The sequence below is a fragment of the Sinorhizobium sp. BG8 genome (assembly GCF_016864555.1).
Lineage (GTDB): Bacteria > Pseudomonadota > Alphaproteobacteria > Rhizobiales > Rhizobiaceae > BG8.
The window spans coordinates 4139974-4161896 of sequence record NZ_CP044011.1 but is presented as its reverse complement, the minus strand read 5'-3'; the positions used below and the strand labels follow the sequence as shown (position 1 = coordinate 4161896).

The following is a 21923-nucleotide window of genomic DNA, read 5'->3' as shown; positions in this document are numbered from 1 at the left end:
GCTCGCTCCCCTACAGAGTCCTGTCGAGACTTGTCATGCTGGACGTATTTTTTGAGGATCGCGAGGACGCCGGCGCGCAACTGGCGGCGAAGATTGCAGTCGAGGAGCCAGCCAAGCCCGTGGTTCTCGCCTTGCCTCGCGGCGGAGTTCCTGTCGCATACGAGATTTGCAAGCGATTCCGTGCGCCGCTGGATGTGCTCCTCGTGCGCAAGATCGGTGCGCCCGCCAATCCGGAGGTCGCCTTGGGTGCCATCGTCGATGGAGCGCAGCCACAGATCGTCCTCAACGACGACATCATGGCGGCTTGTGGAGTGACGCCACGCTACATCGATGTGGAGGCCCGCCGGCAGCTCGCGGAGATCGACAGGCGACGCAGAATGTATGTTGGCAACCGCATGCCGCTGCCGCTCGCCGGGCGCAATGTCATTCTGGTCGATGACGGCATTGCGACTGGAGCGACCGTGAAGGTGGCGCTCAAGGCGCTACGTCGCCTTGGCTGCGGATCCGTTCTCCTCGCTATCCCCGTCGCACCACTTGAAGTGATCAGCGAGCTTCGCGCCGACGTCGACCGCATCGTCTGCCTGCACATGCCGGCAGATTTCCGTGCCGTGGGCTTGCACTACAGGGACTTCCACCAGACGAGCGATGAAGAGGTCATCGAAATTCTCGCCCTCGCGAGGGGGAGTGCGGATGAAACGCCCGCCTGATTAAGGATGACTTCAAGAATAATTACGAGAACAAATATTGTTTACTTCCGTGCCTGGTGAAATGCTTTCTGCTGCATGAAAATCCTGTATGCTCAACATGTAGCATTCAGGGTTCCGGCATGAAATCCAATCGGATTCTATGGTTTTCACGATTGCAACTGAGTGACTTTCTGTTTGCGGCGCAACCAGAGAGATTGATCAGCTTTACCCGACTGGTCTTCTCGGCTTTCGCACTCCTTGCAGTCTACCTTGACCCGACACGTCCTGCGAGTTTCGTTGAGGAAACCTATGCGCTCCTCGTCGCTTTCGGCTTCTATTCTGCAGTCATCTTCTATTTTTCAGGAGGAGGATCCGAATCCGTCCTGTGGCGTAGTTTCGTTCACCTGGTCGACATTGCCGTTTTGTCGCTGCTGATCTACTTGACCGACGGTCTTGCGAGTCCCTTTTTCACCTTCTTCATCTTTCCGATCTTCACGGCGACGTTCCGCTGGGGGTGGCGTGGCTCGGTCCACACGGCGCTGGTGCTTGCCATCATCCTGGTTACCATCAGCTGGCAGGAGATCGAAATGGACTTCGTGCGGGATTCGAAGCTCAATGTTCTGATCATGCGCGGCGTTTCGCTCTTCCTCATAGCCGGCATGCTCGGGTATCTCGGCGCCTATCTTCAGCGTAGCCGATACAGGATCAACAAGCTTGCGGCGTGGCCCGGCGGCGGGATTACACCTTATCATCGTCCGCTGACGATTGAATCGCTCCGGCATGCGTCCCAGGTGCTTGGCACCCCGATGCTCGTTGTGTGCTGGCAGGAGAGCCTCCATCCTGCTGCAAGCGTCGCCCTTTGCCTTCGTGACTCAAGCGAGTTGCGTGAGGCGTCCAACTCCGCGCGGATTGTCGAGTTGATCGCTATGGTAGGGCAGGCGGCATTCCACAGACGCGACAGCCGGGCGGGAGCGAAACTCATGAGCTTCGCCGTTCCTCTCCTTGCCGACCTGGAGCAACTCGACCGCGCACAGCAGGATCACGAGATCGATACCTTCTGCGTGGCGCCGTTTTCCAGCAATCACTATCGCGGCTGCGTATTCGTCTTCGATCCCAGGTACCACAACGAAGACACCGTCTCTCTTACGGAGATCGTTGCGACGCGTGTCAGCTACGAGCTGGAGCAGCGGGCGCTGGCGAAGGAGGTTGCCGATGCGGCGATCGCCCAGGATCGCATTCGGCTGGCGATGAACATGCACGACAGCATCCTGCAGGATCTTGCCGCAGCAAGCCTGATGCTGAAAGCCTCGACAAGCCAGGTCACAGGATATCTGGAGAGTTCCCTGAAGGAGATCGCCTGGCTCCTCACGCACCAGCAGCAGCGCATCCGCAAGCTGATCCAGGACATGCAGTCCACGCCTGGCACGGAGAATGATCACCTGCCTGTCCAGCTCGACCTTCTGGCCGCGACGCTGGAGAGGCAGTGGCGCTGCCGAATAACCACCGAGGTCAGCCCGTCGAATCTTCAACTCTCCCGCTCGACGATCTCGGAGATCTTCCAACTCGTGTGCGAGGCGACTGCGAACGCGGTCCGGCATGGGGGTGCCAAACACGTCCAGGTCAGCATTGTCGAAGGACAGGACAGGCTTCGCATACAGATAGACGACGACGGAAAAGGACTGCCGGAAGACACGCAGATGCCCATCCTGATCAAGCCGCGATCGATAACCCGGCGGGTTGACGACCTGGGAGGAACATTGGACCTGGTGACCTCGCGCAAAGGGGTCCACCTTCAGATAGAGTTGCCGCCCCAATGAAGACACGCTTGCCAAGAACATCGGCTGTCATCGCGGACGACCACCCCCTGGTTCTGCGCGGTCTCGTGAACCTGCTGGCGAACGAACCGGACTTCGACGTGGTGGCTGCGGCGTCGGACGGCAAGTCGGCCTTCCAGGAAATCCTGTCACGCAAGCCCGATCTCGCCGTCCTCGACATCCTGATGCCCAACCTCAGCGGGCTCGACGTGCTGCGTGAGCTCAACCGCATGAAGCTGAGCGTCAAGGTGATATTCCTGACGGCATTCATCTCGGAAGAGCAGAACATGCAGGCGACCGCCATGGGCGCGCGGGGCATCCTCCTCAAGGAAAGTGCCCCAGAGGCGCTGGTGGAGTGCATGCGCGCGGTCGGGAAGGGAAGCTTCTGGCTGCCGTCGAAACGCACGGCGGAAACGAGCGAGCAAAAGGACGATAGCAGCCGATCCTTCTTCGATTCCTTCTGCAAGCTGACCGGCCGCGAGAAGGAAATATCCTACATGGTGGCGGAAGGTTACTCCAACAAGCAGATCGCGAGCCTGCTGAATGTCTCGGAAGGGACGGTGAAGATCCATGTCCACAACATCTTCAGCAAGCTCAATATCTTCAACCGCACGACACTGGCGGCGAAGATCATCTCGCTGAAGACCTAAGGCAAGGAAGGGCATTTCTTCTGCCGACCGGGGTACGGCCGGGATCGCCGCCCGAAAGTATTTTCCGCCGGCAGGCAATCGACAGGAAGATTTCATGACGCGTGTTTTCGATATGGTTTTTGCGTTCGTGGCGGGCTTGCTCACGCTGCCGATCATGCTCGTGACGGCGGTACTCGTTGCCATATTTCTCGGCCGTCCGGTGCTTTTCATTCAGGAGCGGGTGGGCCGGGGCGGCAAGCCATTCAAGATGTTCAAGTTCCGATCCATGTCTGATGCCAGGGATGCGGATGGCCGGCTTCTCAGCGACAGCGAACGCGCCACGGGTTTCGGACGCCTTCTCAGGCGTTCGCGCCTTGATGAGCTTCCGGAGTTCTGGAACGTCCTTATCGGCGACATGAGCGTGATCGGGCCGCGTCCACTGCTGCCACAGACTGTCGCCAGCCTGGGCGAGGCGGGCCTAAGGCGCTGCGCGCTTCGGCCGGGTCTCACCGGGTGGGCGCAGATCAGCGGCAATGCGAAGCTCACCAATGAGGACAAGCTCGACCTCGACCTCTGGTATATAGAGAACCGCTCCTTCCGTGTGGACCTGCAGATCCTCGCTGCCACGGTCCTGGTGATGATTCTCGGCGAGAAACTGAACGAGCGCCATCTGGACGCCGCCCGCCGGCAGCGCCGCGCGACCTGCTGATTCCTTCGCGAAGGTCCACGCTGGTCCTTTGTTTGCCGTGATCGGTTTCTGGTATTAAGGCGCCGTAATACTGCGGACGACAATATATTTTCTCGCCGCTGCTTTGCGCGGCAAGACACTCTCGTTGTGTCGTCCACGATGTAAGCGCTGGCGTTTTGGCTACTTTTCGTGTCCCACAGGGCCGTTTTTCCGTCTTTTGGCAGTAGGTTCGCTCAAATCCGGCCGAGTTTCGCCGAGGCGTGCTGGACAAATTGGGGGCAATAAAAGGTGAGAATTTCTGTTTGCGTATCACGTAAGGGGAATTTTCGTCTCTATTTGACACGAGTCGTGCACTAAGCAGTGGGCGCGCCCAATTTTCGAACAACTCCAGATCGTGAGTTGTGCTGTGACACCAGTCACTGCAAACGGCAAAATATTCAATGTTTTCAATATTCGTTCAACACTCATTTCGTAAGGAGGCAAAAGTTGAAGTTATTCAAGTGAAGATCGACAGGATTGAAAAGACTAATCTTTCGATCGAGTATTCTAGTAATTCTATATACAATACTCCCCCTACGGCAGCTGCCGCAATGCAGAAAGTTATTTACAAGAAGTTATATATATGCGAATTATCTCAATGTAATAATGATGAAATTACAAGTATTTCTGCCCGCCCGCGCAATGAGGGATTGCGGGGAGCGGTCCTCTATGCCTTCCAGCATTCAGTCAGAGTCAGGCACTAAAAATCAGTCGGGTTGTTACGCTCCGGTTCGATGATCGGACGGGCGAATTCTGTGTGTCCGGCAGATCGGGGAGTACGGAAATGAGTCGCAGAGATGCCACTATACGTACCAGGCTAGGTAAGCTCTCCGCAGGGAAGGGCGTTGGAGGTCAGGTGCTGATCGAGGCTTTCAGGCGTGCATCGTTTGCTGATATCGGACATCGTCTATGGAAGGCGATGGTCGGGGTCGGGCGGTCGTCAGCCCGCAAGGTCCAGAAGTCCTTCGGTCTCTACGTGACCGATATACTCTCCGCAATGCTTGCGTTGATCTTCGCCTTCGTGCTGCGCTACGGATCGGACACCATCATCTCTCGTCCGGAGCTGATGCGGGTGCTCCTGGTCACGGGACCGCAGTATCTCGCCATCTGCGCGATCGTCTTCCCCCTGACCGGTCTCTACAGCCGCAACTGGCGCTATGGGTCCATCTCGGATCTCTTCACCATCTTTCGTGCCGTCATCGTCACCACGGCGATGCTGGTCTGGGTCCTCTTCATTTCCACGCGGCTCACAGCCATTCCGCGTAGCACCATCCTGGTCGAGGCATTGCTGCTGACGACGTTCCTCGTCGCCTCTCGGCTCAGTTTCCGGATGGACGAATTGCCGCTCAAGCTTGAAGGCTTCTCACAGAAGCGGCCGGGCTCGGGCGATGGCGCGCGTGTTCCCACCTTGCTCGTCGGTGCCGGCGATGCCGCGGAACTCTATCTGCGCGCGCTGCAACGCGACCGCAATTGCACGCACCATCCGATCGCCTGCCTCGACAGGACCGGCGACCAGCAGGGGATGACCCTGCGCGGCGTTCCGATCGTCGGCTCGCTTTCCGATTTCGACGAGGTGATCGCCCGCTTCCGGCAGGACAACCAGCTCCCCAGGCACGTGGTCTTCACGGAAGCTCCGTCCGTCTTCGGCGAGGAGAAGGCGGAGGAACTCATCAAGAAGGCCGAAAGCCTCGGCATGACGGTATCGCGCCTGTCGCAGATGACGGAACTGAAGAATGCAAAGCGCGAGAATCGCTTCGAACTTCGGCAGATCGAACTCACCGACCTTCTGGAGCGCCCGCAGGCGGCCCTCGACAAGGAAGCCATCAATCGCCTGGTGCGCGGCCGCCGCGTGCTGGTCACCGGCGCCGGCGGTTCGATCGGCAGCGAGTTGACGCTCCAGGTCGCAGCCTGCGAGCCCGCAGAAATCGTTCTCATCGAGAACTGCGAGTACAATCTCTATGCGATCGACATGGAGCTCAACGAACGGTTCCCGAACGTGCCGCGCTCCGCCCATCTGTGCAACATACGCCGTGCGACGCGCGTGAACGACATCTTCGACGTCCACCGTCCGGAGCTGGTGTTCCATGCAGCGGCGCTGAAGCACGTGCCGATGGTGGAGCTCAATCCCTGCGAGGGAGCGCTTACCAACATCATCGGGACGATGAACGTTGCCACAGCCGCCAAGCGGATCGGCGTTAAGGCCATGGTGCAGATCTCGACCGACAAGGTGGTCAATCCCACCAGCGTCATGGGCGCTACCAAGCGTCTCGCCGAACTCTTCTGTCAGGCACTCGACCTGCAGGGGCTGAAGGAAGGCACAGGCCCGCGCTTCATGACCGTTCGTTTCGGAAACGTGCTCGGCTCCAGCGGTTCGCTCATTCCCTTGTTCAAGCGCCAGATCGCGAATGGTGGACCGCTGACGGTGACCGACGCGCAGATGACCCGCTTCTTCATGACGATCCGCGAAGCCGTCGAGCTGACGCTGCAGGCTTCGGCCTACGGTCTGGAAGGCGATATCGGCCAGGGCGAAATCTTCGTGCTCGATATGGGCGAGCCGATCCGCATCATCGACATAGCGCGTCGCATGATCCGTCTGGCTGGTTTCACGCCGGACGAGGACATCGCCATCAAGATCATCGGGCTGCGTCCGGGTGAGAAGCTCTACGAGGAACTCTTCGATACGCATGAGCAGCGCGTCAGCTCGCCTGTTCCCGGTGTTCTCGGCGCCGTTCCGAACCCGGTCGAGCTGCCGATCCTCATGCAGACCTTCGCGCGGCTGCAGCTCTTCGCGGAAATCGGTGATGAGAGCATGGTGCTCGCGCTGATCAGCAGCCTGATCCCGGGTTACCGCAAGCAGGCGGCGACCGCCCCGGTCGCCGACACCGCTGACGAGACCGAGGTTACGATTTCGCAGGACGAGTACAAGGTCGATGCCGGCAACAGCCTCATCGAGAAGCTGGTTTCCGGTCGTGGACCGGCTCCGACGGCCAACGGGCTGAGCATCAACTGAATATCCGTCCGGCGCCCGGCATTGCCGGAGCGCCGGACGGACTTGCGCATTATCCCGGTGTCGGATTCGTCCGGCGCCGGGGAGCATGGCGATAGTGGCAGGTTCTCCTGCCCCTCAAGCGGAATACGGAGTTGCAGTGGTCTTGAATAACAGGCGGACTTCAGACCTGACCGGATGCACAAACATCGGCGGGGCCCACTAAATGCTCGTTCGTCCCTCAACGACGGCAGTCGGCCCGCTCCCAGAACATTCCACCGGATCGCGCACAAGTGCTTCGGGCAAGCTGCGTATGGCTCGCAGCCGGGTGACGGGGCGGCTGGCTGGCGAGCGCGCGCTCGGCAAGCCGGGCGGTGCTGCTATTCAGGAGCGCCAGCGGTGACCTATTCAGACGCATCGATTGCAGGTGACATCCGTGACGGCGCCGCGCCGGCGCCGGTGGTGCGGGAACGCACGCTGGCCAATCGCCAACGGGTGGCCGTCATAGCGAGCTACAGCCGCTCGCTGACCAATTTCCGGCTGGAGCTGCTAAAGCGCATGGTCGAGTCCGGCCATTCCGTCACAGCACTCGCCCCGGAGGACGACGAGGTCGTCAAGGCCGAACTCGCCAGGATCGGCGTCCGCTTCATCCAGATCCCCATGGCTCGGGCCGGTCTCAACCCCTTCGGCGATTTCGCCACCCTGCTCTCGCTCTGGAAGAACCTGCGCGAGATCGCACCGGACACCATCGTTCCCTACACGATGAAACCCATCGTCTATGGCGGAATCGCCGCGCGGCTGGCCGGGGTCAAGGATCGCTGCTTCCTCGTCACCGGACTGGGGCATGTGTTCTCGGATGCCGGCTACGCCAGCCTCAAGGGCAAGGTCGTTCGAAAGGTAAGCGTTCTTCTCTACCGCCTGGCCTTTGCAGGAGCGAAGGTCGTGTTCGTCTACAACGACGCTGATGAAGCGGACATCCGCAGCCATCGGATGTTGAAGGACAACAGCCTGATAAAGGCGATACCGGGATCGGGCGTAGACCTCGAACACTACGCCCATGTGCCTCCGCCGATGGACCGGCCGCGGTTCCTCCTGATTGCACGTCTTCTGAAGGACAAGGGCATCGAGGAATATGTGGAAGCGGCGCGCCGCATCAAGGCGCGGCATCCGGATGCCGAATTCCAGCTTCTTGGACCCTTCGATCCCAATCCTGCCGCGATCTCTCCTGCCCAGATCGAAGCCTGGGTCGCGGAAGGGGTCCTGAACTACCTGGGAGAGACGAGGGACGTTCGGCCATTTCTTGCCGGATGTAATGTCTTCGTTCTGCCGTCATACTACCGAGAAGGAATTCCGCGTAGCCTTCTCGAAGCAATGGCGACGGGTCGCGCGGTCATTACGACGAATCTACCCGGGTGCCGTGACACGGTCGAGGAGGGCGTGAACGGCTTTTCGGTCGAGCCTCGAAACCCCGAGGCGCTTTCGCAAGCAATGGCGAAGCTGGCCGACGATCTCGGGCTCGCCGGGACGATGGGAGAGCGGTCGCGCGAATTGGTTCGGGCGCGGTTCGACGTCCATCAGGTAAACCGGGTGCTGTTGGAGCGAATGCAACTGGTTTGACATGACTGCAGGTGTCGCTGAGCTGCCGTTTCGGCAGGTGCGCCGGCGGTGGGAGGAAGTGGTGCTGAGGCCCGGGCGGGGCGTGATCAGGAGGATGACCTTATCGCAGGTTGCCCATTTTGATCGTCAACGCGGCGCCACGGGAGACTGGGGCCCGGATATCCGGGCCTGACGCAGAAACGGGAGGTCACTCGCCCGAGTGATGTTTTGTTTTGACAACCGTTGCTTTTTGTCCCCAACTGGAGAGGGAAGCAGCAGTCGCCTGACAGGATCTGGTTGATCCGAGAAGTGATGTCATATCGGGCATAGTTACCGGAGGCATGATGCTTACCACTGATCGTACATTGGACGCATATACGATAAGAAACAGGCAGGACTCGCTGGGCGCCGGTTCGCCTCGGGCGGCGTTCGCGTATGGCCTGCAGGACGTGCTCGCCATCATCCTGCGCTACAAGCGGTTTCTCGTATGCTTCATCGCGGCGGGCATCCTGTTCACGATCCTCCTGAATGCGTCCCTGACCAAGATCTACACGGCCTCCTCGGCTCTGGTGTTCGACCGCAACGACAACCGTCCCTACGAAGTCAATCTGCAATTCCAGACCCAGGCCCGCGACAAGTCGGCCATGGAAACGGAAATGGACAACCTGCGTTCGCGCGTTTTCGTAGGCAACGTCGTCGATGCGCTGAAGCTGGTCGAGGATCCCACCTACAACACCTACCTGCCGCCACCGAAGCGGGAGAGCGACACGTTCCTGGGCTCCCTTATCGACAGCGTCATAAATTTCATGAACGGAGCAGGCGACGGGGATGCAGCAACGCCCCAAAGACGGATCGTCTCGGAAAGCGTCCAGCGTAACCGGGCCATCTCCAAGTTGCTCAGCACCTTTTCCGCGGACAGGAAGGGCGATAGCCTGGCCTTGACGATCCATGTCCAGCAGGCCAACCCCCTGCAGGCGGCCGCGATCGCGGATGCAATCGCCGAGCAGTATGTGCTCTGGACGTCCAAGCTGAAGATCGATGCCACGGAGCAGACCGTCGCCTATCTCCGGAACCAGGCCGCCGAACTCGCCACCGGCATCGCGGACAAGGAACGGCAGATCGCGGCCTTCACCGGCACGAGCGACCTGACATTCGATCCCAAGGATGATCTCATCCGGGCGCGGATGGAGCAGTTGAACGAGCAACTTACTATTGCACGCGTTGACGAGGCGGGGGCATGGGCGAAGTTCAACGAGGCCAAGCTGCGCCTTGCCTCGACCGGCAAGCAGGCCGTCGGCCGCGTGGTGACGTCGGAACTCCTCGATAACCTGCGCAAGGAGGAGGCGACGCTGGAACGCCAGCGGGCGCAACTCAGCGCCAAGTTCGGACGCAACCATCCTCTCGTGCAGGACACGGATGCGCAACTCGAGACCAACCGGCGGATGATCGGCGACGAAGCGTCCCGCATCACGCAGGAACTGGAGAACGACGCCAAGATCGCTTCCGTGCGCGTCAGCAAGTTCTCGGCTGAAGTCGGGGTTCTGCAGGAGCGCATGAAGAGCCGCAACCTCGCCGAAATCCGTCGCCGCGAGCTCGAGCGCGACCTGCTCAGCGACCAGAAGCGCTATGACCAGGTCATCCTGAGACTGGGAACGATCGACCCGGCCAAGGAAGACGGCAAGCCGTCGTCGCGCATCGCCTCCTATGCGGAAGTTCCCACGGTGCCGACCTTCCCGGTTCCTTCGTTGCTGTTCACCGCGGGCATCATCGGATTCATGATCCTCGGCGTGCTGATCGTCATCATCCGGGATGCCCTCGACACGAGGCTCTACAGGCCGCTTGACGTGGAGGCGCTCATCGATCGCCCGAATCTCGCCAGCGTTCCCGACATGGGCAAGGCTCTGGCAAAGGGTCAGTCCGTGTACCAGCACATGCTCGGCAATCCGGATTCCGCACTCGACAAGGCAGCGCGTGCCGTATGCCTTGCCTGGCGGAAGATGGATCATGCTCCGGGTGACAAGGTGCTGATGCTGTGTTCGGCGCGACCGGGAGAAGGCAAGACGGCCTTCGCCCTGGCCATGGCCGCTACGGCCAAGACCAACGGAATGCGTACGGTGCTCATCGATCTCAATCCTGGACCGGAGAGCGCATCGAAGCAGGTCGGAACGCCCGCATCGGATTCCGCCTTGAGCCGTTACCTAGATGGGCGCGGTGAACTTGGAGAGGTGGCCTCCGTTTCGGCAAGCTATCCATTCCTCGAAGTCATTTCATTGCGACCCGGCCTGCAGGATTACGACCGGCTCTTCGAAGGTCTTCGCGATCGCTACGATCTTATCATCGTGGATCCGCCGGCGATCGAAAGCTCGGAAGATTCTGTCTGGCTCGCTTCGCAGGTCGATTCCATCATCATGGTGGTCAAGAGCGCGAGCACGAAGCAGCGTAGCGTCAAGGATGCCCTCGAGCGTCTTTCGCTCAACCATCCTGTCATCCTCGGCAGCGTTACGAACTTCCTTGGAAAGGCGCCCTCGGCCCAGCGCGGAACTGCCTGGATACAGAGGGTTGCCGAATGGGTCGCCGGACGTCCGCTCCGGGCTTAGTCACCCCTGTCATCGTCGGCCGGATGTTTCCGGCTGATGGCCAGCGTCTTGAAACGCAAAAGACCCCGTGCAGCCGCTGCGCGGGGTCTTTGCTTTTTTGAGAGCGGCGAGAGCGCCTTCTGGGGTGGGGCCGCTCGGGTCTCAAGCTTGGCCAATGCGATGGTGCCTTGCGCCATCGCGGTTATCCTTCTCGCCCAGGCTCGAGCTGCCGGTCGATAAGAGCTTCCTGTTGAAATGGCAGACCTCCGAGCCTGAGAAATCCCGAAAGCTCGGGCAGGACAGCTCTTCAGAAAGGGCGCGCGCGGCGGCGATGGGTTGCGGGCATGCGCGCTGGAGCCGGAGGTTCAGATGGCCCGGTCGGAAAAATACTTCCGGTACGTATAGGTCATGGTGATCAGCGAGATCGCACCCATCACGATATGCGCGATGTTTGCTCCCATCGCGCCGATCTCAGGCACGAGGGTGATTGCCGTCAGGTGGAACGCGGCCGTCGCCATCAGCACATTGCGAAGGATGTAGCTCGCGAGCCCCATCGACAGCAGCGCGGAGTGCAGTATCTGCGTGCAGAGGTTCAGCGTGACCGCGATCGCTTGCACCATCACCAGGGAGCCCGCCGCAAGGAAGCTCGCGCCGGCCGTCCACAACAGAACCTGATCGATCGTCGCGTAGAGGAAGGCCAGCGAAGCGACGCCGAATGCCAGAAGGATCAACTGTGTCTGGCCGACGATTTTGCGGAAGTCCGTATAGTCTCCCGCGGCCCAGGCCTTTGAAAGGTCGGGGTAAAGCACGGCCTGGACCTGCAGGCCCGCCTGCTGCGCGATCTTGCCGATGCGCTTGGCGATGTGGAACAGGCCCGCCGATGCCGGATCGGCGAGGAAGCCCACCAGCAACGTGTCGACCTCGAAGGCACTCGAGCGGATTGCGAGAGAGAAGTTCGAGGAGATGGAAAACTTCCAGATGTCGGGAAACCGCGAGGCGATGCCACGAAGTGGGGCCGTGAGAACCCCCTTGATTCCGCGCCTGTGCAACTCGATGAAGGCGAGTGTCGTGGTGCAGAGCGACCCGATGATCTGGGAGCCCATCCAGATCAAGAGGAATTCGTACAACCCTCCGCCAAGCAGCACGCCGGCCAGGCAGAGCAGCACACGAATGATACTCGCCGTGACCTGCCCGTAGGCCATGATGTGGAAACGGCCGAAAAGCCGCAGGACCGCGGTGGGCATTCCGGTGATCTGGAACGGCAGGACCGAACAATAGATGATCGCGAAATGGGCCGTTTGGGAAGAAATGCCCAGATAGGGCGCTGCGAACAGCAGAAGGACAATGGCCACGGCCCAGGCGAGCAGGGCGGCACCCGCGTCCAGCGCCAGGCCGAACTTGAGGAGCGCCTTGAAGTCCGCCATCGCGTTGGTGTGCAGCGCGTGCGATCCGAACTTGATCAGGGGTTGCCACGATCGGAAGGCGACGAGCCGCTCGATTGCGCGCGAATAGGAGAAGCAAAGCGCAAGCATCCCGTAGTCTGCCGGGCCGAGTGCTCTCGCCGTCAATGCAAAACCTGCAAGCCCGATGAATGAACTGGCGAAGTTACCCGTTAATAGGTGGAGGATGCTCTTGATGCGTTCGATACTGCCTTTTTCTATCTGCCAGCTCGATCTCGCGTTGTCTATTCTATGGCTTATCTTTCTCAGAATACGCACAAACCGAACCCCTCGCGAAACACCAGGTCACCAGTTTACTATGAGTATAGAATTCGACTTTCCCGCGTTTGCACGCCGCTTAGCGGTTCCAGCGGCGTAGCTTATCCCGGTTCTCCACTTATGACTATACGAGAGTCAAAATTTATATCTTGGAGAGAAGGCAACTGAGGGTGGTGTGAGTGTAGATTTTAAATGTAAACAGAAAAAATACACCTATTGACCGTGTATATTTTCCCGATCATAGGGTAAATTATTTTTCTTTATGTCATAAAAATTGTCTGATTTGCCTGAAGATATATGCTAACGTCTAGGAAAAGCATTGCATCCGAAGTTTTAGTTGTGGGAGCATTGCATGGCATTCTGGAATTCGGTGCGCCGTCGGATCCTCCGGGCCGGTCGCATGGGTATCGCGGCCGCATTCGCTTTGGGCCTCGGACTGTTCTCCGTGAACTGCGCTCTGGCGGGCGTGGACTCCTACCGCATCGCCCCCGGAGATGCGGTGACGTTCGATTTTCTTGATGACACGGAACTTCCGGTCACCCTGATTGTCACGACCGATGGGCAGGGGCAGTTTCCCCTGATCGGTGGCGTGGAAGTCGGAGGGCTGACGGTATCCGAGGCGCTCGATAAGCTGCGCACAGAGTTCAAGAAAAGAGAAATCCTCGTAGACCCGAAGATTTCCCTCAATATCGCTACTTTCAGGCCTATCTTCGTTCTGGGTGACGTCAAGTCGCCCGGTTCTTTTCCGTTCTACCCGGGCCTGACGGTCGAGCAGTCAATCGGCCTCGCGGGTGGAACGCAGACCGCGGTCATCAATCCGTCGGACAAGCTGATGGTCCGTGCACGCCTGCGTGGCGAGATCGATGGAACAGATGCGTTGATCGTCAGCGAGGCGGTCTATGCGGCTCGGCTTCAGTCGCAGTTACGCGGGCTCGACCACCTCGATCTTGCGCTGGTTCCGAAGGCTGCCGAGAACTATGTCAAGAATACAAATCTGAAAAGTCTCATCGACCTCGAGGAAAAGATACTTAAGTCGGACATGGCGACTATGAAGTCTCAGACCGATATTCTTAACGAGGGCATTACCGAGAGCACCGAAAGCTTGAGGATTCTGACGGAACTCGAAGCGCAGCAGAAAGAAGTCGTTGCGATGAGCCTGAAGGATCTGGACCGGGTAGCTGGGCTCAGAGCCCGCGAACTCAACACGGAAGCGGACCTTTCCCGTGCCAAGACGCAGGCATCCGGTGAAAAGGCAAGCCTGCTCGGCATCTATGCGGAAATGTCGCGGTCCCGGCGCGAGCTCGGAAACCTCAAGTTTCAGCTGACGCAGCTTTCCGCCGATCGCGAGAAGGAACTGCTGATGAAGCTTCAGGAGCGCGAGGTAACGCTTCAGAAGTTGATCTCCTCCAGGCAGTCCGCCGAAGAGCAGTTCTTCCTCCTAGCGTCGATCGAGTCCGAGGAGAAGGACAGGGCCAAGAGCAAGATCTCCTTTTCCTACGAGGTGCGGCGCGAGGAGAGCGGAAAACGCAAGAGCATAACTGCCTCGACATTCACGGAATTGTTGCCCGGCGACGTGGTCGTCGTCTCCTTGTCGGGCACGTGACGGGGCTTGGGCAAACCACCTCGGACCACCCCATTCAACGCCGGATCTGTGTTCACTGGAGTCTCTGTATGAGAGTGTCGCATTCCTATCTTGCTGCTGAAAACATCCCTGCCGCCTGCCTTTCACCCCTCGAGACTTCTCCTGCATCTCATCTGCTGGCGGCCATGTCGCTGCGGCATGCGAGCCATTTGGCCTGCAAGCCCAGCCTTTGCGAATGCGCCCCCGATGAAAGAGGTGTTCTGTGATGGAACATCGGTTGGACACTTTCGGAAGAACGCTCGTCATCGCGCCGCATCCGGACGATGAGGTGCTCGGTGCCGGCGGCACGATGGCGCGGCTTGCCGCGGAAGGAAACGACGTTTTTGTCGCGATCGTGACCCAGGCCCTGCCGCCTGCCTTCCCGGCCGGGACGGTCGCGCGGGCAAAGGCGGAGGCCGGCGAGGCGCATCGCCTGCTCGGCGTAAGGGAGACCTTCTGGCTCGGCTTTCCCGCGGCCGGCATTGCCGAGACGGCTCATTCGGCGCTCAATGCCGCGCTTCTCGAACTCGTGCAGAAACTGCGGCCGCAGACGCTGCTGGTGCCGTTCATCGGCGACATGCATATCGATCACCAGCTGATCTTCCTGTCGTCGCTCGTCTCGGCACGGCCGCACCAGGCTGAATATCCACGGCTGGTGCTCGCCTACGAAACCGTTTCGGAAACAAACTGGAACGCCCCCTATGTGACGCCCAGTTTCGTGCCAAACGTCTATGTGGATGTGGCCGATCACCTGGAGACAAAGCTTTCCGCGATGAAGGCTTATGCATCGCAGGTAAGAGAAGCGCCGCACGAAAGATCGATCGAGACCCTGAAGGCGCTGGCGACCCTGCGCGGGGCCACCGTGATGCGGCGTGCCGCAGAGGCTTTTGTCCTCATCCGCCAGGTGATGTGACCGTACCGTCGCGCAACGTCGCGCCGGGACGGAATCTGAAACGAGAGGGACCATTCATGAAGCGTTGGCCCATATATGACGAAGAGCAGATAGAGGATGTCGTCGCGGTCCTGAGGTCAGGGGAGGTCAACGCCTGGACCGGACCGCATGTGAAACGCTTCGAGGAAGCCTATGCGCAGCTGCTCGGGCGCGGGCATGCGATCGCACTCGCCAATGGCACGGTTGCCCTGGATCTGGCGCTCTATGCGCTCGACCTTCAGCCGGGTGACGAGGTCATTGTCACCCCCCGCAGCTTCGTCGCCTCCGCGTCCTGCGTTCCCTTCTGCGGCGGCGTGCCGATCTTCGCCGAGATCGATCCGAACAGCCAGAACATCACGGCCGAAACGATTGCCGACAAGATAACTGCGAAGACGCGCGGTATCATAGTGGTCCACCTGGCGGGCTGGCCCTGCGACATGCCGGAAATCATGGCGCTTGCCCGCGAGAAGGGGCTCTGGGTCATCGAGGACTGTGCCCAGGCGCATGGCGCACGGATCGACGGTCGCCCGGTTGGAAGCTTCGGAGACATAGCCGCATTCTCGTTCTGCCAGGACAAGATCCTGACGACGGGCGGGGAGGGCGGCCTGATCGCTCTCGACGACGAAGCTCTCTGGAAAAAGGCGTGGAGCCGCAAGGATCACGGAAAGTCCTACGATACGGTCTTCAAGGCGGCCCATCCGGTGGGTTTCCGGTGGCTGCACGAAACGATCGGAACGAACTGGCGGATGACCTCGATCCAGGCGGTGCTTGGCCTGAGGCAACTGGAGCGTCTCGATGACTGGCATGCCATCCGCACACGCAACGCCGGCATCCTTGCCGATGCGCTTGGTGATATCGAGGCACTTCGCACGCCGATGCCAGGCCCCGGTATCGAGCACGCCTTCTATCGCTTCTACACCTTCATTCGTCCTGAGTTCCTGCGTGCCGGCGCCAGCCGGGACACGATCATCGCCGAGATAAACGCCGCGGGCGTTCCGTGCTTCTACGGAAGCTGCTCGGAAATCTATCTCGAAAAGTGCTTCGTGGATCTGGGGCTTTCGCCGAAGTGGGGCCTTGCCGTCGCGCGGGAGCTTGGGGAAACGAGCATCGCCTTCCTGGTCGATCCGTCCTTCGACCGGCAGGCCATGGAAGAGGTCGCGCGGGTCGTTCGCACAGTCGTGCTGCAGGCGACCGATCCGCATGTCAGTCTGTCGGCGGCGGAGGCTTAGGCTGCCGATCGGCTTTGGATACCGTCTTCGTTTCGGGCTCGAGAGCAAGCCAGCGACTTGCGGGCGCCGGAGCGTTCTGCAAGAGTCGCGCTCACTGTTTCGACGTGACCGCATAATGAAAACAAAAAGATGGGTAGGGCAACATGCGCCTTGTGATGATCGGCTCCGGATATGTAGGTCTCGTTTCGGGTGCCTGTTTCGCAGACTTCGGTCATGACGTGATCTGCGTCGACATCGTGGAGGAAAAGATCAAGGCCCTGAAGCAGGGGATCATACCGATCTTCGAGCCGGGCCTTAGCGAGATCGTCCAGACCAACATGAATTCCGGCCGCCTCAGCTTCTCGATGGATCTCGCGTCAGCCGTGAGCGAGGCTGATGTCGTCTTCGTCGCCGTCGGTACGCCTTCACGGCGCGGCGACGGTCATGCGGACCTTGCCTATGTCTATGCAGCGGCCGAAGAGATCGCGCGCGCGGCAAAGGGCTATACGGTCGTCGTGACCAAATCCACCGTGCCGGTGGGGACGGGCGACGAAGTTGAAAGGATCGTGCGCCGTGTCAATCCGGATGCCGATATCGACGTCGTCTCCAATCCCGAGTTTCTGCGCGAGGGCGCCGCGATTGCGGATTTCAAGCGCCCGGACCGCATCGTGCTCGGCACGAGCAGCGAGCGTGCGACCGAGGTCATGCGTGCCGTCTATCGGCCGCTCTATCTCAACGAGGCGCCCATCCTCGTCTGCGAGCGTCGGACATCCGAGCTCATCAAGTATGCCGGAAATGCCTTCCTCGCGATGAAGATCACCTTCATCAACGAGATCGCGGACCTGTGCGAAAAGGTCGGCGCCGATGTGCAGAAGGTCGCCAAGGGCATCGGTCTCGACAAGCGGATCGGCGACAAGTTTCTCCATGCCGGTCCCGGATATGGCGGCTCGTGCTTCCCGAAGGACACGCTCGCGCTGGTCAAGACCGCGCAGGACCACGATATGTCGGTCAGCCTGATCGAAGCGACGGTCAGCTTCAACGACAAGCGCAAGAGGGCCATGGCGCGCAAGGTGGTCGCCGCCTGCGACGGCAGCGTGCGCGACAAGAAGATCGCCATACTCGGCCTGACGTTCAAGCCGAACACCGACGACATGCGTGAGGCGCCCTCACTTTCCATCATCCAGGCCCTGCAGGACAATGGCGCGATCGTCCACGCTTTCGATCCGGAGGGCATGGGGGCCGCAAAGCACTACCTCAACGATGTCGTCTACGGCGAGAGCCCTTATGATATCGCCGAGGGTGCCGACGCGCTGGTGATCGTGACCGAATGGGACGCATTCCGTGCGCTCGACCTTCCGCGCCTGAAATCGGTCATGCATAGCGCGGCAATTGTCGATTTGCGTAATATTTACAATCGTGTAGAAATGCAGAAAGCAGGCTTCCGCTATTATGGCGTCGGAAGCTGACGGAGGAAGCCGTTGCGATACCTGATCACCGGAACGGCCGGCTTCATCGGCTTTCATCTTGCACGCCGCCTGCTCGAGGATGGCCATGTCGTGGCCGGCTTCGACGGCATGACGCCCTACTATGACGTTCGGCTCAAGGAGGCGCGTCACGCCGCCCTGATGCAGTTTCCGGAGTTCAGCAGGCACATCGCCATGCTGGAGGAACGCGAACGGGTGAACGAAGCCGTGGCGGAGGCAAGACCCGACGTCATCATTCACCTCGCGGCGCAAGCCGGGGTTCGCTACAGCCTCGAAAATCCGGAAGCCTATCTCGATTCGAACGTGACGGGCTCATGGAACATTCTGGAAGCTGCCAAGGCGAGCGGCTGCAAGCATCTTCTGCTCGCCTCCACCTCGTCGGTTTATGGAGCGAACAGCTCCATTCCTTTCCGTGAGGTCGACAGGGCTGATGAGCCGTTGACCATCTATGCGGCGACCAAGAAGAGCATGGAGCTGATCGCCCACTGCCACGCGCATCTCTACAAGATCCCTACGACGGTTTTCCGCTTCTTCACGGTCTACGGTCCATGGGGACGGCCGGACATGGCGCTCTTCAAGTTCACGAAGGCCATACTCGACGGCAACGAGATCGAGATCTACGGCGAAGGAAAGATGAGCCGCGATTTCACCTACATCGACGATCTCGTCGAGGCGATCGTGCGGCTGTCCCACATCGTGCCGTCAGAGGCGAACCGGGTGGAAACCCCTGCCGGGGTGGAAACGCTTTCACGCATTGCACCCTATCGGGTCGTAAACATCGGCGGGGGGCAACCGCGCGGGCTCCTCGAATTCGTGGATGAACTGGAAAATGCGCTCGGGCGCAAGGCCTTGCGCAAGATGCTACCGATGCAGCAGGGCGATGTTCCGCGAACTTATGCGAGCTTCGAATTACTTTCGGCGCTCACCGGCTTCCGGCCAACCACGGAGCTTCCGGAAGGCATACGGGCCTTCGTCAAGTGGTACCTGGAAACCGGCAGGGAGCTCACGGCGTAGCGTCCGTACCTATCCCTTCCCGGGGTTAGCCGGGACCGGCATGGAAGCTTACTCTCATGACATGGCCGCTATTGCGGATAGCGGCCGGCGATGCGTTCCTCGGATAGCCATTGCATGAACAGGTCGAAGCGGGTCCATCCGTCCTTGCCGGCGTCCGTCCAGGCATCGTTCACGCCGACTTCGGCTCCGGACTGGGCCTCCCAGCTGTCAGCCATTCCGTCTGCGTCCTCGTCCTTGTACGGCGTGCCGGCGTCGACTTCGGGAAGCTCCCGCGATTCCATGACCATCTTGCCGCGACCTTCCTTGCCCTGGTCGCCGAGATCCTCGATCCAGGCTTTGTCGAGTGCGTCCCGCGGGAAAGCGCCCGAGCCTGCGCGCACCTCGTCATAGGCCTGCTTGGCCGGCAGCACCTTGTCGATGGCGAGCGCACAAGGTGGCTTGTCGACCATGAATTGCTGCGTGTCCGGTCCGATGAGCTCGATTGTCTTGCCGGATGGCGTCCAGGTCTCATTGTCCGACTGGTAGATCTTCGGCGTAGCCTGGTTGTCGGCTGGCTTCCAGCGAAGCGCGTATGTCTTGTCGTCGGTGCTCGGGCCGGCCTTGAAGTAGTTGCCGACGAAGGAAATCGGCGTGCCGCCCGGAAACTGGGAGTAGATCTCAGCCCATTCCGAGCGGGCGTTGAAGAAGACGTTGTTGACGATCTCGATGCAGGAGTCGCCGTAATGGTTGTTGTCCGGATTGCGGTCGCGGTTGGACAGGCAGAGGTTCTTCCAGAAGGTAAGCTGCTGCGGAATCCGAGGATCGGAGCCGAGCAGCGCGCACTTGCTGTGCTTGTTGAGGCCTTCGGCGAAGATGGAGTTCGCGATCGTGATCTCGGTTGAGTTGGCATGCGTGTTGATGTTCTCGTCCGTCGCCCATGAGGTGGAGACGTGGTCGACATAGACCCGTGCGCTGCTCTCGGTTGTCAGGCCGTCTATGTTGCTGACGGTATTCGGCAGGCGGGGACGCACCCGAATGTGGCGGACGATGACGTCGTTGGCGCCACGGATATACAGCGGTGTGTGTTTCTTGTCTTCGTTCGTCGCGTCGATCGTGATGACGATACCGGATCCAGGCGCCGTCTGGCCGAGAATCGACAGGTTGCTGCTATCCTTGCGCACGACGATCGAGCGCTCCAGCCGGATCACCCCGGACACCCGGAACACACAGTTTCGCGGACCTTCCGCCTCGGCGCAGGCGCGCAGGCTGCCCGGACCGGAATCGTCGAGGTTGGTGACGTCGATGATCTGTCCGCCTCGGCCGCCTTGGGTCATCTTACCGAAGCCTTCTGCTCCCGGAAAAGCGGGGACACCGTCGTTGGCGAGTGCGGCGGATCGATCCTCGGACAAAAGAGGGGCCAGCAATGACAGGAAGAGCGCAAAGGCCCCGAGATAAACGGGGCTAGAACCGGCTCGGGAATGGTTTCTCCGGCAAGCGGCACTCCCGCTGCTGCCGGCAATTCGTGCAGACTTTTCCATCGAGCAGCCTCCTCAGGCCTATTCCCTGTCCTGCGGGTAGTTGCCGCTCCAGATGCGCCGCGTTCTACGAAGGCTTCCTTGTCGGCATGTCTCGGGAATTCCAGCCTATGCGCAACCTGTGGCACATATCGACGCCACGGTGACGTTTTTTTTGGCGATATTCAATAGATTGGAGGGGGTGCATGGAACAATAAATCGCGAGTGGATGGACAGTTCGGGGCATGCGACGCGGCAATGCGACTGCGGTCCTACCGGAAGCCCTCCGAACCAAACTCGCGAGATGTGTTTCGCGCAATCCGGCTCTGGACAGAGAATTTGAAATAGTGTTTGATTTTGTTGAGATAACGTCGCTCTAGACTTCAGAAACTCTATCTCATTCGCAGAATATCTCTGCGGTTGTCTGGATCTATATTTCGTCGATCAAATCCGCTCGCGGCTTCCTGTCGCGGTTCATTGCTCCAATCTGGGCGGTACATGATGCGAATTGTATTCGTGGGTGCGGTCGAAACCTCTCGGGTGGCGCTGGAAGCGCTCGTGCGGGCCGGCCGGCCGCCGGCTCTGGTCATCACCCTGCCCCGCGAGGCGGCGCACAGGCATTCCGATTTCTCCGACCTGAGGTCTCTGGCCCGCGCTTGCGGCAGCCGGGTTTTCGAGACAACGAACATCAACTCACCGGAGACACTGGAAGCCATGAGGGCGGTTGACCCTGACCTCACCTTGGTGATTGGCTGGTCGCAGGTCTGCAGGGAGCCGTTCCGCGCCGTGGCGCGAGGGGGGAGCGTCGGCTTTCACCCCGCAGCCCTGCCGCGACTGAGGGGGCGCGGCGTGATCCCCTGGACCATTCTCCAGGACGAGCAGACCAGCGGCTCCACCCTCTTCTGGCTCGATGAAGGCGTAGACTCCGGCCCGATCCTGCTTCAGCGGCTCTTTCTGGTGGCGAGTGACGAGACGGCGCGGAGCCTCTACGCCAAGCACGTGCAGAACCTCGCGGATATGGTGCCTGAGGCCGTCGCGCTCATCGAGGCCGGATCGGCTCCGCGGATTCCCCAGGACCACGGCATGGCGTCGATCTGTGCGAAGCGCACGGCGGAGGACGGCCTCATCGACTGGCGCTGGCCGGCATCCACAGTCCTGCGTTTCATTCGGGCCGTCGGCGATCCTTATCCCGGAGCCTTCACCTTTCACGGCGGCACGAAGATTCACATCGACGGCGCCACCTTTCTCCCGGAAGCGCCGCAGTACATCGGGATCGTTGGGCAGGTGCAGGCCTACACGGAGAAGGGCTTCGCGGTGCTGTGCGGCGACGGGCGCTGCATTGACATCCAGGAATGGCGGTCGCCGCTCGAAAAACGCCCACCTATGCATTGCAAGTTGGCGGACGGTCGCTGAGCGAGGCGAAAGACTGGAGCAGAGGCG

General features: G+C 60.2%; 15 protein-coding genes. 13 read left to right on the top strand and 2 right to left on the bottom strand.

Features of this window, described 5'->3' with window-relative positions; all coding sequences use genetic code 11:
- Nucleotides 1-35: 35 nt before the first annotated feature.
- From F3Y30_RS19365 to F3Y30_RS19335, 7 genes are all read left to right on the top strand, one after another.
- Nucleotides 36-707, top strand: coding sequence for a phosphoribosyltransferase (locus F3Y30_RS19365; RefSeq protein ID WP_203424298.1), 672 nt, complete (start codon nt 36-38; stop codon nt 705-707).
- A gap of 194 nt (nt 708-901) precedes the next feature.
- Complete coding sequence (locus F3Y30_RS19360) at nt 902-2503, top strand: ATP-binding protein (RefSeq protein WP_203424297.1); 1602 nt, start codon at nt 902-904, stop codon at nt 2501-2503.
- Between the two features lie 8 nt (nt 2504-2511).
- The gene (locus F3Y30_RS19355; protein ID WP_246752811.1) at nt 2512-3150 is read left to right on the top strand and encodes a response regulator transcription factor; all 639 of its coding nucleotides are present in this window, start codon (nt 2512-2514) and stop codon (nt 3148-3150) included.
- Between the two features lie 94 nt (nt 3151-3244).
- Complete coding sequence (locus F3Y30_RS19350; protein WP_203424295.1) at nt 3245-3838, top strand: sugar transferase; 594 nt, start codon at nt 3245-3247, stop codon at nt 3836-3838.
- A 937-nt stretch (nt 3839-4775) separates the two neighbouring features.
- Nucleotides 4776-6866 carry a nucleoside-diphosphate sugar epimerase/dehydratase gene (locus tag F3Y30_RS19345; protein ID WP_203426688.1) on the top strand — a complete coding sequence of 697 codons (2091 nt, stop codon included), beginning with the start codon at nt 4776-4778 and terminating at the stop codon, nt 6864-6866.
- A gap of 435 nt (nt 6867-7301) precedes the next feature.
- Nucleotides 7302-8459: a glycosyltransferase family 4 protein gene (locus tag F3Y30_RS19340; protein WP_246752999.1), complete on the top strand. Its 1158-nt coding sequence runs from the start codon at nt 7302-7304 to the stop codon at nt 8457-8459.
- A 323-nt stretch (nt 8460-8782) separates the two neighbouring features.
- Entirely contained in the window at nt 8783-11035 is a 2253-nt protein-coding gene (locus F3Y30_RS19335; RefSeq protein ID WP_203424293.1) for an exopolysaccharide transport family protein, read from the top strand.
- 344 nt (nt 11036-11379) lie between these two features.
- Here F3Y30_RS19335 and F3Y30_RS19330 read toward each other — a convergent pair whose 3' ends face one another.
- A complete protein-coding gene (locus tag F3Y30_RS19330; protein ID WP_246752998.1) occupies nt 11380-12714 on the bottom strand; it encodes a lipopolysaccharide biosynthesis protein in 1335 nt (444 codons plus the stop codon).
- A 370-nt stretch (nt 12715-13084) separates the two neighbouring features.
- On the opposite strand from F3Y30_RS19330, the gene F3Y30_RS19325 reads away from it, so the two are divergent.
- From F3Y30_RS19325 to F3Y30_RS19305, 5 genes are all read left to right on the top strand, one after another.
- Nucleotides 13085-14335 (top strand): polysaccharide biosynthesis/export family protein, encoded by a 1251-nt coding sequence (locus tag F3Y30_RS19325; protein ID WP_246752810.1) that lies wholly within the window; start codon nt 13085-13087, stop codon nt 14333-14335.
- A 244-nt stretch (nt 14336-14579) separates the two neighbouring features.
- Entirely contained in the window at nt 14580-15266 is a 687-nt protein-coding gene (locus F3Y30_RS19320; RefSeq protein WP_203424291.1) for a PIG-L deacetylase family protein, read from the top strand.
- A 56-nt stretch (nt 15267-15322) separates the two neighbouring features.
- Nucleotides 15323-16513, top strand: a complete 1191-nt coding sequence (locus F3Y30_RS19315) for a DegT/DnrJ/EryC1/StrS aminotransferase family protein (protein WP_203424290.1) — start codon at nt 15323-15325, stop codon at nt 16511-16513.
- A gap of 143 nt (nt 16514-16656) precedes the next feature.
- On the top strand, nt 16657-17958 hold the full coding sequence (locus F3Y30_RS19310) for a UDP-glucose/GDP-mannose dehydrogenase family protein (RefSeq protein WP_203424289.1): 1302 nt from the start codon (nt 16657-16659) through the stop codon (nt 17956-17958).
- 12 nt (nt 17959-17970) lie between these two features.
- Nucleotides 17971-18990, top strand: a complete 1020-nt coding sequence (locus F3Y30_RS19305) for an NAD-dependent epimerase/dehydratase family protein (protein WP_203424288.1) — start codon at nt 17971-17973, stop codon at nt 18988-18990.
- A 68-nt stretch (nt 18991-19058) separates the two neighbouring features.
- Here the strand turns inward: F3Y30_RS19305 and F3Y30_RS19300 are convergent, their stop codons facing one another.
- Nucleotides 19059-20303, bottom strand: coding sequence for a hypothetical protein (locus F3Y30_RS19300; RefSeq protein ID WP_203424287.1), 1245 nt, complete (start codon nt 20301-20303; stop codon nt 19059-19061).
- Nucleotides 20304-20984: 681 nt separating this feature from the next.
- On the opposite strand from F3Y30_RS19300, the gene F3Y30_RS19295 reads away from it, so the two are divergent.
- Nucleotides 20985-21896, top strand: a complete 912-nt coding sequence (locus F3Y30_RS19295; protein WP_203426686.1) for a methionyl-tRNA formyltransferase — start codon at nt 20985-20987, stop codon at nt 21894-21896.
- Nucleotides 21897-21923 lie beyond the last annotated feature (27 nt).

Coding starts and splice junctions, on each gene's coding strand:
- F3Y30_RS19365 (WP_203424298.1), top strand. CDS start 36: ATGCTGGACGTATTTTTTGAGGATCGCGAGGACGCCGGCGCGCAACTG.
- F3Y30_RS19350 (WP_203424295.1), top strand. CDS start 3,245: ATGACGCGTGTTTTCGATATGGTTTTTGCGTTCGTGGCGGGCTTGCTC.
- F3Y30_RS19345 (WP_203426688.1), top strand. CDS start 4,776: ATGGTCGGGGTCGGGCGGTCGTCAGCCCGCAAGGTCCAGAAGTCCTTC.
- F3Y30_RS19335 (WP_203424293.1), top strand. CDS start 8,783: ATGCTTACCACTGATCGTACATTGGACGCATATACGATAAGAAACAGG.
- F3Y30_RS19325 (WP_246752810.1), top strand. CDS start 13,085: ATGGCATTCTGGAATTCGGTGCGCCGTCGGATCCTCCGGGCCGGTCGC.
- F3Y30_RS19320 (WP_203424291.1), top strand. CDS start 14,580: ATGGAACATCGGTTGGACACTTTCGGAAGAACGCTCGTCATCGCGCCG.
- F3Y30_RS19315 (WP_203424290.1), top strand. CDS start 15,323: ATGAAGCGTTGGCCCATATATGACGAAGAGCAGATAGAGGATGTCGTC.
- F3Y30_RS19310 (WP_203424289.1), top strand. CDS start 16,657: ATGCGCCTTGTGATGATCGGCTCCGGATATGTAGGTCTCGTTTCGGGT.
- F3Y30_RS19300 (WP_203424287.1), bottom strand. CDS start 20,303: ATGACCCAAGGCGGCCGAGGCGGACAGATCATCGACGTCACCAACCTC.
- F3Y30_RS19295 (WP_203426686.1), top strand. CDS start 20,985: ATGCGAATTGTATTCGTGGGTGCGGTCGAAACCTCTCGGGTGGCGCTG.